This is a genomic window from Pseudomonas sp. ICMP 8385 (assembly GCF_002699915.1).
GTDB lineage: Bacteria > Pseudomonadota > Gammaproteobacteria > Pseudomonadales > Pseudomonadaceae > Aquipseudomonas > Aquipseudomonas gessardii.
In genome coordinates, this window is record NZ_LKBY01000001.1 from 390,491 (window position 1) to 405,457 (window position 14,967).

Here is a 14,967-nt window from a genome sequence, read left to right on the forward strand (position 1 = left end):
GGGGCGGGAATTGCACTTTTGAGGCCTGTTTACGGACAGCAGCGGGTCATTTGTACACTGGCGTCGCGACCTTTTGCAATGCGTGATGACGGCGCCGGACCCGGTTGTGTCGGTTTCCAGGGCGGGGTGGGAGGTTTTTGAAACATTTGCTCATGCTTACCCATGGCCTGGCCTGATGCCCATTGATTCACGGGGCGAACGTTGCTGGCGCCCCTGAGGAGTGCGGCCCATAGTCGGGCCAAAGCCCTAATAAAGAGACTGGCCATGACCAAGACTCTCCATCACCGTGCCTGCCACCTGTGCGAAGCCATTTGCGGCCTGACCCTGGAAACCACCACCTCGGATGATGGCAGCATTGCCATCACCTCGATCAAAGGGGATGCCCAGGACACCTTCAGCCGTGGCCATATCTGCCCCAAGGCTGTGGCCCTGCAGGATATCCAGAACGATCCCGATCGCCTGCACCAACCCATGTTGCGGGTGGGCAGCGAATGGCAGCCGATCCCCTGGGACGAGGCTTTTGCCCTGGTAGCCGAGCGGCTGGCGGGGATCCAGGCGCAGCATGGGCAGAATGCGGTGGCGGTGTACCAGGGCAACCCCAGCGTGCATAACTATGGCTTGATGACCCACAGCAACTACTTCCTCGGGCAGTTGAAGACGCGCAATCGCTTTTCCGCGACGTCCGTGGACCAGTTGCCCCATCACCTCACCAGCCACCTGATGTATGGCCATGGCCTGTTGCTGCCGATCCCGGATATCGACCAGACCGACTTCATGCTGATCCTGGGCGGCAATCCACTGGCCTCCAATGGCAGCATCATGACCGTGCCGGACGTGGAAAAACGCTTGAAAGCCATCCAGGCTCGGGGCGGCCGCGTGGTGGTGGTCGACCCTCGGCGCAGCGAGACGGCGGCCATGGCCGACCAGCATCTGTTTGTGCGCCCCGGTGGCGATGCGGCGTTGCTGTTCGGGTTGCTCAACACGTTGTTCAGCGAGCACCTGACCCGTGACAGCCACTTGCCAGTGGACGGCCTGGACGAGGTGCGCCGCGCCGTCGCGGGCTTGACCGCCGAGGCCATGAGCGCCCGGTGCGCGGTGCCGGCCGAACAGATCCGCCAGTTGGCGCGGGATTTTGCGGCGGCAGACAAGGCGGTCTGCTACGGGCGCATGGGGGTGTCGACCCAGGCATTCGGCACCTTGTGTCACTGGCTGGTGCAGTTGATCAACCTGGTCACCGGTAACCTGGACCGGGTCGGCGGCGCCTTGTGTACCGAACCTGCGGTGGACCTGGTGGCGGCCACCTCCGGTGGGCACTTCAACCGTTGGCAGAGCCGGGTGTCCGGGCGCCCGGAATACAGCGGCGAGCTGCCGGTGTCGGCCCTGGCCGAAGAAATGCTCACCGAGGGCGAAGGACAAATCCGTGCACTGGTGACGGTGGCCGGTAACCCGGTGTTGTCCACCCCCAACGGGCGGCAACTGGAGCAGGCCCTGGATGGCTTGGCGTTCATGGTCAGCGTGGACCTGTATATCAACGAAACCACCCGTTATGCCGACCTGATCCTGCCATCGACCTCGGCCCTGGAAAACGACCACTACGACACCACGTTCAATATGTTTGCGGTGCGTAATGTCACGCGCTTCAACCGGGCGATTCTGCCCAAGCCCGAGGGGGCGTTGCACGACTGGGAGATTTTCGTCGGCCTGGCCCAGGCGTTTGCGGCCCGCACCGGCCACCCGCTCAAGCCGACCCTGGCACCGGCGCAGATGATTGACCTCGGCCTGCGGGCGGGGGCCTATGGCGACGCCTCCACGCACAAGCTGTCGGTGGCGATGCTGGCCGAACATCCCCATGGCCTGGACCTGGGGCCACTGAAGGCCAACCTGGCCGGGCGCTTGAAAACCGCCAGTGGTCGGGTGCAGGCAGCACCGGCAGTGATCCTGGCGGACCTGGCGCGGTTTGCCGCCTTACCGCTGCCCAAGGTCGATGAGTTGCTGTTGATCGGCCGCCGGCACGTACGCAGCAATAATTCATGGATGCATAACTATCACCGGCTGGTGAAGGGCAAGCCGCGGCATCAACTGCTGATGCACCCGGATGACCTCGCCAGTCGCCAGCTCAGTGACGGGCAGCGGGTGCGGGTCAGTTCGCGGATCGGCATGATCGAAGTGCAAGTGCAGGCCAGCCTGGAGATGATGCCCGGCGTGGTCAGCCTGCCCCACGGCTGGGGTCATGACCGCCCGGGCGTGCACATGAGCATTGCCAGCGCGCAGCCGGGGGCCAGTGCCAACGACCTGACGGATGAACGGCAGTTGGACGAGTTGTCGGGCAACGCGGCGTTGAACGGTGTGCCGGTGCAGGTCGCGGCGGCGTGACGCAGTGAGTCTGTCGGGGAGCCCGAGCACCACGCTGGGATTTTGCGTTACAATGCGCCACCGTGCCGACCTGTGAGTCGCAAAGTTCCAGCCGAGGTGTTCCATGGATATCATCGAAACGATTAAAGAGCAGATTGCTAACAACACCATTCTGCTTTACATGAAGGGCGCACCGAATGCCCCGCAGTGCGGCTTCTCCGCAAAGGCCTCCCAGGCCGTGATGCAGTGTGGCGAAAAGTTCGCCTACGTCGATATCCTGCAAAACCCGGAAATCCGCGCCAACCTGCCCAAGTACGCCAACTGGCCTACTTTCCCACAACTGTGGGTAGCCGGTGAGCTGGTCGGCGGTAGCGACATCATCACCGAAATGGCGGCTGATGGTTCGTTGCAGGCGCTGATCAAGGACGCTGCCGAAAAAGCGGCGGCCAAGACCGAAGCGTAACTGGCGCACAATAAAAAGCCCCGCTTCTCATGCGAGAGCGGGGCTTTTTTGTGCCTGATGTTTACCGGCAGGCGATGGGTTACTCACCCATCTGCGATTGCAGGTAGTTCTCCAGGGTCACTTTGTCGATCAGGCCAACTTGGGTTTCCAGCCAGTCGATATGTTCTTCCTGGTCTTCCAGGATATCTTCCAGCAGTTCGCGGCTACCGAAGTCGCCCTTGGTTTCGCAGTGAGCGATGGCGGCCTTGAGGTCGGCATGGCTCTTGCGCTCGAAGCCCAGGTCGCTGTTGAGCATTTCCAGGGTGTGCTCGCCGATGTTCAGCTTGCCCAGGTCCTGGACGTTCGGCAGGCCTTCGAGGAACAGGATGCGCTTGATCAGCGCGTCTGCGTCCTTCATGGCCTTGATCGATTCCTTGTACTCACGCTTGCCGAGCTTTTCCAGGCCCCAATCGTCATACATGCGGGCATGCAGGAAGTACTGATTGATCGCGACCAGTTCATTGGCAAGGATTTTGTTGAGTTGCTGGATGACTGAGATGTCGCCTTTCATGATTGGGGTCCTGCCCTGTGTTCGTTGTATATAGGGCGGAGTTTGAGCGGCACAATGACGAGTGTCAAACCTAAGTTATTGAATAATAAATGAAAATTAATCGGAATAAGAATGTTTGTGTTCCGCGTCTTGGCGCTAACTGTTTGAATTACAGGCATAAAAAAACCGGACACTAAGTCCGGTTCTTTAAAACACGTCAAATTAGGCGTGTGTAAATTCTGCCGAGTAGGGGATCGCGGCCTGGGCCACCTGCAGCTTTGTCAGGGTTTCCCGTACCACTTGCTTGGCAAGGCAGGCACATTTGCCGCATTGGCTGGCAACGCCGGTGGTTTCACGCACTTCTTTGTAGCTGCAGCAACCTTCATAGATCGCTTCGCGGATTTGTCCGTCGGTGACGCCAGTGCAGAGGCAGACATACATAAGGGAGAACCATCGCGGTTTAAGGCTTAAGTGCGATGGATCTTAATGTTAACGAGAATGATTGTCAAAGTGCTTTCTCAAACCGTTGCCTGCCATGGGGCCCTCACTGACGAACGGTTTTTTTCAGGTATGATGGTCGGTCTTTACGAAGCGTGATCGCGTCACAGGCCTGTCGTCAATGCACGGCAGACTCAAGGGCGGTCCATTTACTTCAATTACCATCAGGAGATAACCCATGAGCGTACTCGTCGGCAAACAAGCCCCGGATTTCGACGTCCCGGCCGTCCTCGGCAATGGCGAAATCGTTGACAGCTTCAAGCTGTCTGAAGCCATCAAAGGTAAATACGGCCTGGTGTTCTTCTACCCGCTGGACTTCACCTTCGTCTGCCCATCCGAGCTGATCGCCCTGGATCACCGCATGGACGATTTCAAGGCGCGTAACGTTGAAGTGGTTGCCGTTTCCATCGACTCCCATTTCACCCACAACGCCTGGCGCAACACCGCCATCAATGATGGCGGCATCGGCAAAGTCAAATACACCATGGCTGCCGACATGAAGCACGACATTGCCAAGGCCTACGACGTTGAGTCCGAAGGCGGCGTGGCTTTCCGTGGCGCGTTCCTGATCGACGACAAGGGCGTTGTGCGCTCGCAGATCATCAACGACCTGCCGCTGGGCCGTAACATGGAAGAGCTGATCCGCCTGGTCGACGCTCTGCAATTCCACGAAGAGCATGGCGAAGTCTGCCCGGCCAACTGGAAAAAAGGCGACAAAGGCATGAACGCTTCGCCAGCAGGTGTTGCGGCTTACCTGACCGAGAACGCTGGCAAGCTGTAAGCCAGGTTCGCGGTGAAAAAAAACCGGCCTGAGAGGGCCGGTTTTTTTATGCGCGGGATTTAGCGATGTAATCAGTCGCTGAAGTCTTCCCAGCCGCCCATCTGTTTCCAGCGGTTGACGATGCCGCAGAACAGGTCGGCGGTCTTCTCGGTGTCGTAGCGAGCCGAGTGGGCCTCACGGCCGTCGAAGTCAATACCGGCTGCCTGACATGCCTTGGCCAGTACGGTCTGGCCATAAGCCAGGCCAGCCAGGGTGGCGGTGTCAAAGCTGGAGAATGGGTGGAACGGGTTGCGCTTCATGTCCAGGCGCGCCACGGCGGCGTTGAGGAAGCCCAGGTCGAAGCTGCTGTTGTGGCCGACCAGGATCGCGCGTTTGCAGCCGTTGGCCTTCAAGGCCTTGCGTACGCCACGGAAGATGTCGGTCAAGGCCGTTTCTTCGCTGACGGCCATGCGCAACGGATGGTCGAGCTTGATTCCGGTGAACTCCAGGGCCGCGGCTTCGATATTGGCGCCTTCAAACGGCTCGACGCGGAAGAAATGGGTGTGTTCGGGATACACAAAACCCTGTTCGTCCATGCCGATGGTAGTCGCGGCAATTTCCAGCAGTGCATCGGTGGCGCAATTGAAGCCGCCGGTTTCTACGTCGATAACGACAGGCAGATAGCCGCGAAAGCGCTCGGCCATCGGGTGGCGCGAACCGCCGCCACCGTGTTCCTGTTCGTCGTCGTAATGGTCTTCACTCACGGGTGTTCCTCCAGCAGGCGCCAGCGCAGTGTTTCACCGGCGCGCAGCGGGATAACGGTCAGCTCGCCAAATGGCAGGCTGGTGGGGGCGGTCCAGTCTTCACGGACCAGGGTAATACGGTCGGTATTCGCCGGCAGGCCGTAGAAACGCGGGCCATTGAGGCTGGCGAAGGCCTCGAGTTTGTCCAGGGCGTTGCGCGCCTCGAAGGCTTCGGCGTACAGCTCGATCGCCGCATAGGCGGTGTAGCAGCCAGCACAGCCACAGGCCGCTTCTTTGGCATGCTGGGCGTGGGGCGCCGAGTCGGTGCCGAGGAAGAATTTCGCGCTGCCACTGGTGGCGGCATCGAGCAACGCCACCTGGTGGGTGTTGCGCTTGAGGATCGGCAGGCAATAGAAGTGCGGCCGGATCCCGCCCACCAACATGTGATTGCGGTTGTACAGCAGGTGATGCGCGGTGATGGTCGCGCCGACGTTGGCCGAAGCCTCGGTGACGAACTGCACGGCGTCTGCGGTGGTGATGTGCTCGAACACCACCTTGAGGGTCGGAAACAGCTCGACCACACGGCGCATGTGTTCGTCGATAAAGATCTTCTCACGATCGAACACATCGACATCGCCCCGGGTCACTTCCCCGTGGATCAGCAGCGGCATGCCCACTTCGGCCATGGCTTCGATGGCGGGCAGGATCTTGTCGATACTGGTCACGCCGGAGTCGGAGTTGGTCGTGGCACCGGCCGGGTACAGCTTGGCGGCATGCACGAAACCGCTGGCCTTGGCCGCGCGGATTTCGGCGGGCTGGGTGCGGTCGGTCAGGTAGAGCACCATCAACGGTTCAAAGCGGCTGCCGGCCGGTCGTGCAGCGAGGATGCGCTGGCGATAGGCGTCGGCTTCTGCGGCATTGCGTACCGGAGGTACCAGGTTAGGCATGATGATGGCGCGGCCAAACGTGCGCGCTACATCGGCCACGGTTTGGGGCAACGCAGCACCATCGCGAAGATGAATATGCCAGTCGTCGGGACGCAGCAGGGTCAGGCGGTCGGACATTGGGGATTCCAGGCGGGTCAATCTGGTGGGAATGCTACCGGAAAAGACTCTTGCAGGCACTCGCTATCAAGTTTTGCAGGGCGTGACCGATATCCCTGGGTATGCCTTAACGATGTATGACGCCTTGTTGTGTTGTAGAAACCAGTGGAGCCTCCCGTGCGCCAGCAATATCTAGCCCTGCTCAGCGTGTTCGCCAGCCTGCCCGCGATGGCCCTGACGTTCCAGACGCGCCTGGAAAATATTGAGTGGAAGGTGGAAGGCGACAAGTTCGAGTGCCGCTTGAGCCAGCCAATCACCGATTTTGGCTCGGGTGAGTTCGTGCGCCGGGCCGGCGAGCAGGCGACATTCCGTCTCAAAGCCTATAACAGTGCGCTGGGCGTTGGCTCCGCAACACTATTGGCGGCGGCTGCGCCGTGGCAGCCCGGGCGCGGTGATATCAACCTCGGTGCCGTGCGGGCAGGCAGCGGCGATGTGTTGTTCAACAGCTCCCAGGCCCAGGCTGGGCGTCTGTTCAATGGCTTGCTCGATGGCCGCAGCCCCACCGTGCGCCACTATTCCCGGGATGGCGGCTATTCGGAAATCCGCTTGCTGCCGGTGCGCTTCAACAAGGCCTACAGCGATTACCAGTTATGTACCGCGAAATTGCTGCCGATGAATTTCGAGCAGGTCAAGCAGGCTGAAGTCGGCTTTCCGGGCGGCGGTATCGACCTGGATCCGGCCGCCAAGGCCAAGTTGATGGTGATGCTTGAGTTCATCAAGGCCGACCCTACCGTCAACCATATCGAACTGGACGGCCATTCGGACAACAGCGGCAATCGCCTGACCAATCGCGACCTGTCCCGCCGTCGCGGCCTGGCCGTGATGGACTTCTTCAAGGCCAACGGCATCCCCGAGTCGCAGATCGTGCTGCGTTTCCACGGTGAACGTTACCCCCTGGTGCCCAATACCAATCCAGCCAACCGGGCGAAGAACCGGCGGGTGAATATCCACCTCGACCGCGTGCCGGCTCCCGAGAAACCGGCCCCCCAGGCCACGGCCCCGGCGAATGCGGCGGCGACCTCTTAGGTGCGGCCATTCGTCGCTCGCCCGACATAATCTGTCGCTTTATCTTCATTTGCTGTCGCGCCCCTGTAATTTCACGGTTTTGATCGGTAGAATCGACGCCTTTCCGTAAAACCCCGTGGAGTGATGGCATGGCCGACGTAAACAAGGTCGTTCTCGCGTATTCCGGCGGCCTGGACACTTCGGTGATCCTCAAGTGGCTGCAGGATACTTATAACTGTGAAGTGGTGACCTTTACCGCTGACCTGGGTCAGGGCGAAGAGGTCGAACCTGCACGAGCCAAGGCGCAAGCCATGGGCGTCAAAGAGATCTACATTGACGACCTGCGCGAAGAATTCGTCCGCGATTTCGTTTTCCCGATGTTTCGCGCCAACACTGTCTACGAAGGCGAGTACCTGCTGGGTACTTCCATCGCACGTCCGCTGATTGCCAAGCGCCTGATCGAAATTGCCAACGAAACCGGCGCAGACGCCATTTCCCATGGCGCCACCGGCAAGGGCAACGACCAGGTGCGTTTCGAGCTGGGTGCCTATGCCTTGAAGCCAGGCGTAAAAGTGATTGCTCCCTGGCGTGAATGGGACCTGCTGTCCCGTGAAAAGCTGATGGATTACGCTGAAAAGCACGCCATCCCGATCGAACGCCACGGTAAGAAAAAGTCCCCGTACTCGATGGACGCCAACCTGCTGCACATCTCCTATGAAGGTGGCGTGCTGGAAGACACCTGGACCGAGCACGAAGAAGACATGTGGAAGTGGACCGTCTCCCCGGAGAACGCTCCCGACAAGCCGCAGTACCTGGAACTGACCTACCGCAACGGCGACATCGTCGCGCTGGACGGCGTCGAAATGACCCCGGCCACCGTGCTGGCGACCCTCAACCGTATCGGTGGCGAACACGGTATCGGTCGCCTGGACATCGTGGAAAACCGCTACGTGGGCATGAAGTCCCGTGGCTGCTACGAAACCCCGGGCGGCACTATCATGCTGCGCGCTCACCGCGCCATCGAGTCCATCACCCTGGACCGCGAAGTGGCTCACCTCAAGGATGAGCTGATGCCCAAGTACGCCAGCCTGATCTACACCGGCTACTGGTGGAGCCCTGAGCGCCTGATGCTGCAACAGATGATCGATGCTTCCCAGGTCCACGTGAACGGTGTTGTGCGCTTGAAGCTGTACAAGGGCAACGTGATCGTTACCGGGCGCAAGTCTGATGAGTCGCTGTTCGATGCCAACATCGCGACCTTTGAAGAGGATGGCGGTGCCTACAACCAGGCCGACGCCGCCGGCTTCATCAAACTCAACGCACTGCGCATGCGCATTGCGGCCAACAAGGGCCGCAAGTTGTTCTGAAGTGCCTGAAGCCGCATAAAGAATGGCCCCTCGAAAAGGGGCCGTTTTTTTGCCTGTAATTCAGGGTGCCCGGTTTCGTTTATCAATGTTTAATGTTTTTCTGAAGTTTGAGGTTGTTACTGTTTATTATTTTGGCTTTTGATTTTTGTATCTGGAAGTTGGCGTTTTAAGCGTGCGGCATTGTTTGTGTTTGAAATCATTCGTTTATTGAGTAGGAAAGATGACGGGTTCAATTTTATTTGTAGAAATATCTGTCAGATGATTCTAGGTATTGTTAGTCGCTGTTACACCAAGGGAACTTTTTTGGAGGCGGTTTTTCGGCGCCATCACACCCTGGGTGTAACCCGTGCAAGGGGCATTTCCTGAAGATAGCGTGCGGTCTGTTTACTTTTCCGGGGTTGGTGGTGCTTTTTTTGATCAAAATATGTTTGCCCACGGAAAGTTCTGAAAGGCTGAACAATAACCGACACATCCATATAGGCGTTTTTTTGTAGGCTTATTCTTATAACTTTGTGGGTTGGGTCTCTGCTTGTTATTACTTGGGGGGGAGTGCTATGCCAAGGAGGAAACGACTAGGCTATTGTGCGGGTTCTGAATAATTCGAACAGCGAAATTGGACTTGCCCATGAATAAAGTGCTGATCGTGGATGATCATCCCGTCATTCGCCTTGCTGTACGCATGCTAATGGAGCGTCATGGTTATGAGGTCGTTGCAGAGACCGATAACGGAGTCGACGCATTGCAACTAGCGCGGGAGCATATGCCGGATATTGTCATCCTGGATATTGGAATTCCCAAACTTGACGGTTTGGAAGTTATTTGTCGCTTGTCTTCCACAAAGCAGGCGCAACCCTTCAAGGTGTTGGTGCTGACGTCACAGGCGCCAGGTCACTTTTCCATGCGCTGCATGCAGGCGGGCGCAGCGGGCTATGTGTGCAAGCAGCAGGATCTCACTGAGTTGCTGAGCGCGATCAAGGCGGTGCTGTCTGGCTACAGCTACTTCCCCAACCAGGCACTCAACTCGGTGCGTTCCACCCAGGGCAACACCAGCGAAGCGGATATGGTCGAGCGGCTCTCAGGCCGGGAGATGATGGTGTTGCAGCAACTGGCCCAGGGGAAAACCAACAAGGAAATCGCCGACGGCATGTTCCTCAGCAACAAAACCGTGAGCACCTACAAGACGCGCTTGTTGCTCAAGCTCAATGCCCGGTCCCTGGTGGACCTGATCGAGCTCGCCCAGCGTAACGGCCTGGTTTAGGAAGCAGGGAGCAACAGGCAGGAAAAGCCTCCAGAGCGGAGGCTTCTGTGTGATCGCTTGGCTAGAGATCGAAATCGTAATCGGCCAACTGTTTTTGCAAGCGTCGTTCTTCCAGCAGGTTGTCGATGGTGCGGCGTTTGCTCAAATTGGTCTTGGCTACTTCTACAGGTGCATCGACTGTCTCTTCAGTGTCTGCGGCAACAAAGTCGTCTTCTACATCCAATTGTTCTTTGCCAGTGCTCATAAGGTTAACTCCAGGCTAAGACTGCCGTTGGCGCTCCTTATATCGACAATCGTGCACCGGGTAAAAAAGATTTTTTCAATCGACTGATCAATAAAATCAATGATTGCTCAATCGTCCGACGTCTTTTCCTTGTATTCACACAAATCTTCGATGCGACAGCTGCCACAGCGTGGTTTGCGAGCCTGGCACACATAACGGCCGTGCAGGATCAGCCAGTGGTGAGAGTCGAGCAGGTAAGGTTTGGGTACAAACTTCATCAATTGCTTCTCCACCTCCACCACATTTTTGCCGGGCGCCAGCCCTGTGCGGTTGCTGACGCGGAAAATGTGGGTGTCCACCGCCATGGTCAATTGGCGAAACGCCGTATTGAGCACCACATTGGCCGTTTTGCGGCCTACGCCGGGCAGCGCCTCAAGCGCTTCGCGGGTCTGGGGCACTTCACCGCCATGCAGCTCCACCAGCAATCGGCAGGTTTCAATGACGTTTTTCGCCTTGCTGTTGTACAAACCAATGGTCTTGATGTACTGCGACAGCCCTTCAACCCCCAGGGCATGGATCGCGGCGGGGGTGTTGGCCACGGGAAACAGCTTGGCCGTGGCCTTGTTGACGCCCACATCCGTCGATTGCGCAGACAGGATCACGGCAATCAGCAACTCGAACGGCGATGCGTAGGCCAGTTCGGTCTTGGGCTCCGGGTTGTCCTCGTGAAACCGACGAAAGATCTCCAGGCGTTTTGCGGCATTCATGGGGCGAGCGGTTCCTTCAATGGGGTGTGCGGCGTTGGGTCCAGGCCTGCCACCCGGCAAGCAGCAATCCGAGCAGGATAAACCCTGTGGGGGCGAGAGTGGCAATACCGCTGCCGGGCAACAAGCGTAAAAGGGTGATGGCCGCCAGCAGTCCGGCGGATATCGCGAACAGTTGAAGCCGTGCCCTGCGCGGGTTGGCGGCGAACGGGCGGTCATGTTCAAGCAGTACGCATTGCACGCCGATCAACGCCAGGTATGCCCCCAGGCCTGTAGACGGCGCAAAGGCCAGGGCCTGGGCCACCAAGTGTGCACAACTGGCCCAGGTGGTGGCCAGCAATACATTGGCCGTCAGCCACCCATGAGCACTGAGGCGATTGCGCACCCAGCCACAGCTCCAGCCATGCAGCGTCATGGTCAGTGCCCACAACCCCCAGAATATGGCGGCGCCCGCCGGGGTGGCACTGACCCCCAGCAGCGCAGGCAGCCATAACAGGCTGGCGAGGGCGAATGGCTTAGTCATGGCCGGTGGGCTCCAGCAGGGCCTGGCGATGCTCGTCAAAATACCGCAAGGCATCGTGGATGGCGTTGATCACTGCGCGGGAGGTGATGGTCGCGCCGGCCAGTTGGTCGAATTGGCCGCTGTCTTTCTTCAATGCCCAGGCTTGTGGATTTCCCCGCGACAGCCCCTTGAATGAGGCCAGCCACGCATTGCCGGGCTCGCCAATATGCCCGCCCAGTGTCGGTGTTTCTGCGTGCGCCAGGGTCTTTACCCCGAGCAGCCTGGCGTTGCGGTCGATGGCAATCAGTAATTCGATACGCCCACCATAACCATTGACCTGCGAGCGCAGCACGACGGCATTGGGTGTGCCGGCCAAGGTCGCAAGATAACCCCCCAGCAGTTGGCTGTTGTCCAGCAGGCCCGAGGTGATGCCGAGGGGGTGCTCCAGCGGTTGATTGTCATAACTGCCGGCGGGCAGCACATCCAGCAACGCCCGACTTTGCATCTCACGCTGCTGCGCGGCAATGGGCTTGGCCGTCAACTGTTGCAGGCCAAGGGTCAGGCCCGCCGCGCCGACGGCGATCAGCAGCACGCTCAAGGCTTGAGAGCTGCGCTTCATGCCGCCACCGCCTGCGGTCGCGTCCAGCGCTCCAGTGCCGGCACTGCCAGGTTCATCATCAGCACGGCGAACGCCACGCCATCCGGGTAGCTGCCCCAGGTGCGGATCAGGTAGGTCAGCAGGCCCACCCCCACGCCAAACAGCAGGCGCGCCCGCGCATTTCTTGCGCCCGACACCGGTTCGGTGATGATAAAGAACGCCCCGAGCATGCTGGCCCCGGTCAGCAGGTGAAACAGCGGTGAGCCATGGGAGTCCGAACCCGAGCCGTTCCAGCACAGCAGGCTGATCACGAACAGGCTGGCGAGCATGCCCACCGGTGCATGCCAACTGAAGACCCGTTGTTGCAGCAAGAAGAGGCCGCCGGCGAGAAACGCCAGGTTTACCCACTCGCTGCCTTTGCCGGCGACCTGGCCGAATGCCGGGTGGCGGGCAAACAGCTCATCGATGGTCAGGCTGTTATTGACGCGCAAGGCATCCAGCGCCGTGGCCCGGGCCCAGGCATCGGCGGTTTCGCCGTGCAGGCCGAACACCTGTTGCAGGCCGGCCAGCAGGTCCAGGCCGTGGGACGCGGGCCAATGGGTCATTGGCTGGGGAAAGGCCAGCAGCATCAGCGCATAGCCGAGCATGGCCGGGTTGAAGGGGTTCTGCTGGCCGCCATACAGGTGTTTACCCAGCAGCAAGCCACTGCTGACGGCGCCCAGGCATAACCACCACGGGCAGTAAGGTGGCAGCGCCAGCGCCAGCAGCACTGCGCTGACCAGGCCGCTGAGGTCACCGGCGCGCTGGCCGCGCAGCCGGCGCACACCGCCTTCGACGGCCCATGCACAGGTGCAGGCCAGCAACAGGTTGATCAACACGCCCCAGCCATACAACCAGAACAGCACCAGCACCCCAGGTAGTGTCGCCAGCAGCAGGCGCTGCATGGCGTATTGCTGGCGATCAACCACCTCAGGCGCTGACATAGGTGTCTACTTGCCGTTGGGCGTCATCCAGGCGCCGCCGGGCCTCCACCAACTCGGCGGCACTGCTGGCGGGTTGGCGTTCGAGTTTGCTCAGGTCGGCGCGGGCATAGGCCAGGGCGGTCTTCAGCTGGCGCAGTTGGCTGTCGATGGGGCGTTTCTCGACACGTTGCAAATCGGGCCTGGGCTGCTCGGAGCTTTCCTCTGCCGCATGCAAGGCCTGTTCAGCGGTGGCCAGGGCTGCGCCCAGGGTGGCTAGTTGTTCGGCATCGGCCATCGCGTCCTGGGCTTTTTTCAGCTCGGCGCGGCGCATGGCCAGTTGGATTTTGGCGCGCTTGAGCGCTGGATCTTTATGGGGCTGCTGGATCGCGGCTGGTGGGGCGTTCGTTTCAAGGGCGGCCAACGCCTGTTCGGCGGATTCAAATTGCTGTTGCAGGATGATCAACTGCGACTGCTGCTCAAAGGTTGGCGGGTGACCAAAGGCTTTCAGGGATTTGTGCAGTTGTGCCCGGCTCATCGCCAGGTTGATCTTGGCCTTTTTGAGCGCGGCGTCGATATCGGCGGCTTTTTGTGCGCGCACGCGTTCGATGGCGGCCTGCAACGGGTTGCTGTTGACCTCTTCGCTGGGGGCCGGGCGTTTGTTGCGGGCCAGGCGTTCCGCCAGTTTGCGCTCTTGCTCGCGGTGCAGCCGCGCATTGCGCTGCTCGAAGCGACGTCGGGCGCGGTCACGCTTGGTCGTGCGCGCCTGGCGCTCCTCGGCGGTGCTGGCATAGCCCGCGACAATCGGCAGCACCGTGGCCAGGGGCAGCGGTAGCATGTCGATGCAATCCACCGGGCAGGGCGCGACACACAAGTCGCAGCCGGTGCATTCATCCACGATCACGGTGTGCATCAACTTGGCCGCGCCGACGATGGCATCCACCGGGCAGGCCTGGATGCACTTGGTGCAACCGATGCACTCGGCTTCACGGATAAAGGCAATCTGCGCGGGGGCTTCCCCACGGGTGCTGTCTAGCTCCAGGGGCACCAGGTTCAACAGCTGCGCCAGCTCGGCGATGGTTTCGGTGCCGCCTGGCGGGCACTTGTTGATGGCTTCGCCCTGGGCGATGCCTTCGGCGTAGGGTTTGCAGCCCGGGTGCCCGCATTTGCCGCATTGGGTCTGGGGCAGCAGGGCGTCGATACGTTGAATCAGGCTCATGGTTTGATCATTGCGTTTAAGCCCAGCAACGCCACGGCCATCAGCCCGGCACTGAACAGGTCCACGGGCAGGCCTTTGAAGGGCTGGGGGATATCGTTATGGTCTATGCGCTGGCGCAAATCGTTGAACAGGCTGAGAGTCAACCAGAACGCCGGGCCGATGCCCAGGCTATAGATCAGTTGGCTGGTATTGCCAGGGCCCAGGAGTACCACGCTGAGCACGCCGGCGTTAGCCAGCAGCGGCACCCACAACCCGTCGAAGGGCAGTGCGGGCACGCGGCGGGACAGTGCATTCAGCAAGGGCTGGCTCAACAGGATTGCCACGGGCACATAGGCAAACAGCCATAACGCGTCCAGCGCCAAGGGTTGCAACACAAAGTGAAGCAGCAGGTCGCTGGAAACTCCGCTGAAGGTGACCAGAAGTGTGGTCGCCAACCCCAGGGCATGCATCCGCCGTCGCTCCAGGGGCCGATCTCCAGGCAGCGCCAGACGCAGCAGGTAATGGCTGATCAGGGCGGCGCAGAGAAGGGCGACAAGCAGTTCGGTCATGGTCGGGCCGGTTAAGCAAACAGGGCCTGATTATCCGGCAAGCAGGGAGAGGGTACTAGCGCAAACCGCCCTGTCG

At 60.0% G+C, this 14,967-nt stretch carries 17 protein-coding genes; 6 read left to right on the forward strand and 11 right to left on the reverse strand.

The window, feature by feature from the left end:
• Positions 1–264 precede the first annotated feature (264 nt).
• Both AO268_RS01790 and grxD read left to right on the forward strand, forming a co-directional pair.
• A complete protein-coding gene (locus AO268_RS01790) occupies positions 265–2,373 on the forward strand; it encodes a molybdopterin oxidoreductase family protein (protein ID WP_076965204.1) in 2,109 nt (702 codons plus the stop codon).
• A 103-nt stretch (positions 2,374–2,476) separates the two neighbouring features.
• Positions 2,477–2,815: a Grx4 family monothiol glutaredoxin gene (gene grxD, locus AO268_RS01795; protein WP_032858447.1), complete on the forward strand. Its 339-nt coding sequence runs from the start codon at positions 2,477–2,479 to the stop codon at positions 2,813–2,815.
• Between the two features lie 79 nt (positions 2,816–2,894).
• Here the strand turns inward: grxD and bfr are convergent, their stop codons facing one another.
• Together bfr and AO268_RS01805 are read right to left on the reverse strand one after the other, a co-directional pair.
• Positions 2,895–3,365, reverse strand: coding sequence for a bacterioferritin (bfr, locus tag AO268_RS01800; protein WP_038442996.1), 471 nt, complete (start codon positions 3,363–3,365; stop codon positions 2,895–2,897).
• A 201-nt stretch (positions 3,366–3,566) separates the two neighbouring features.
• Positions 3,567–3,785: a bacterioferritin-associated ferredoxin gene (locus tag AO268_RS01805; protein ID WP_038442994.1), complete on the reverse strand. Its 219-nt coding sequence runs from the start codon at positions 3,783–3,785 to the stop codon at positions 3,567–3,569.
• 235 nt (positions 3,786–4,020) lie between these two features.
• Between AO268_RS01805 and AO268_RS01810 the strand changes: the two genes are divergently transcribed.
• Positions 4,021–4,623: a peroxiredoxin gene (locus AO268_RS01810; protein WP_032858443.1), complete on the forward strand. Its 603-nt coding sequence runs from the start codon at positions 4,021–4,023 to the stop codon at positions 4,621–4,623.
• A gap of 71 nt (positions 4,624–4,694) precedes the next feature.
• Here the strand turns inward: AO268_RS01810 and rnt are convergent, their stop codons facing one another.
• Both rnt and pyrC read right to left on the reverse strand, forming a co-directional pair.
• Positions 4,695–5,366: a ribonuclease T gene (gene rnt, locus AO268_RS01815; RefSeq protein WP_099167728.1), complete on the reverse strand. Its 672-nt coding sequence runs from the start codon at positions 5,364–5,366 to the stop codon at positions 4,695–4,697.
• Entirely contained in the window at positions 5,363–6,409 is a 1,047-nt protein-coding gene (pyrC, locus tag AO268_RS01820) for a dihydroorotase (protein WP_076965206.1), read from the reverse strand. Before pyrC ends, rnt begins: the two co-directional genes overlap by 4 nt.
• A 156-nt stretch (positions 6,410–6,565) precedes the next feature.
• Between pyrC and AO268_RS01825 the strand changes: the two genes are divergently transcribed.
• The 3 genes from AO268_RS01825 (at position 6,566) to AO268_RS01835 (ending at position 10,078) form a co-directional block, all read left to right on the forward strand.
• Positions 6,566–7,474 (forward strand): flagellar protein MotY, encoded by a 909-nt coding sequence (locus AO268_RS01825; protein WP_076965207.1) that lies wholly within the window; start codon positions 6,566–6,568, stop codon positions 7,472–7,474.
• 128 nt (positions 7,475–7,602) lie between these two features.
• Positions 7,603–8,820, forward strand: coding sequence for an argininosuccinate synthase (locus tag AO268_RS01830; RefSeq protein WP_029295244.1), 1,218 nt, complete (start codon positions 7,603–7,605; stop codon positions 8,818–8,820).
• Between the two features lie 625 nt (positions 8,821–9,445).
• On the forward strand, positions 9,446–10,078 hold the full coding sequence (locus AO268_RS01835; RefSeq protein WP_032858436.1) for a response regulator transcription factor: 633 nt from the start codon (positions 9,446–9,448) through the stop codon (positions 10,076–10,078).
• A gap of 61 nt (positions 10,079–10,139) precedes the next feature.
• On the opposite strand, the gene AO268_RS01840 is transcribed toward AO268_RS01835, so the two are convergent.
• The 7 genes from AO268_RS01840 to AO268_RS01870 all read right to left on the reverse strand — a co-directional run bounded on the left by AO268_RS01840 (position 10,140) and on the right by AO268_RS01870 (position 14,891).
• Positions 10,140–10,322, reverse strand: a complete 183-nt coding sequence (locus AO268_RS01840) for a PA3496 family putative envelope integrity protein (protein ID WP_076965283.1) — start codon at positions 10,320–10,322, stop codon at positions 10,140–10,142.
• A gap of 107 nt (positions 10,323–10,429) precedes the next feature.
• Positions 10,430–11,068, reverse strand: coding sequence for an endonuclease III (gene nth / locus AO268_RS01845; RefSeq protein WP_076965284.1), 639 nt, complete (start codon positions 11,066–11,068; stop codon positions 10,430–10,432).
• A 16-nt stretch (positions 11,069–11,084) separates the two neighbouring features.
• Positions 11,085–11,588: an Rnf-Nqr domain containing protein gene (locus AO268_RS01850; protein ID WP_076965285.1), complete on the reverse strand. Its 504-nt coding sequence runs from the start codon at positions 11,586–11,588 to the stop codon at positions 11,085–11,087.
• Entirely contained in the window at positions 11,581–12,186 is a 606-nt protein-coding gene (locus AO268_RS01855; protein ID WP_099167729.1) for an RnfABCDGE type electron transport complex subunit G, read from the reverse strand. The genes AO268_RS01850 and AO268_RS01855 overlap by 8 nt, the downstream gene beginning before the upstream one ends.
• The gene (locus AO268_RS01860; RefSeq protein WP_099167730.1) at positions 12,183–13,148 is read right to left on the reverse strand and encodes an RnfABCDGE type electron transport complex subunit D; all 966 of its coding nucleotides are present in this window, start codon (positions 13,146–13,148) and stop codon (positions 12,183–12,185) included. Before AO268_RS01860 ends, AO268_RS01855 begins: the two co-directional genes overlap by 4 nt.
• Positions 13,135–14,343, reverse strand: a complete 1,209-nt coding sequence (gene rsxB / locus AO268_RS01865; protein ID WP_099167731.1) for an electron transport complex subunit RsxB — start codon at positions 14,341–14,343, stop codon at positions 13,135–13,137. Before rsxB ends, AO268_RS01860 begins: the two co-directional genes overlap by 14 nt.
• Positions 14,340–14,891, reverse strand: a complete 552-nt coding sequence (locus AO268_RS01870) for an Rnf-Nqr domain containing protein (RefSeq protein ID WP_099167732.1) — start codon at positions 14,889–14,891, stop codon at positions 14,340–14,342. Before AO268_RS01870 ends, rsxB begins: the two co-directional genes overlap by 4 nt.
• Positions 14,892–14,967: the final 76 nt, after the last annotated feature.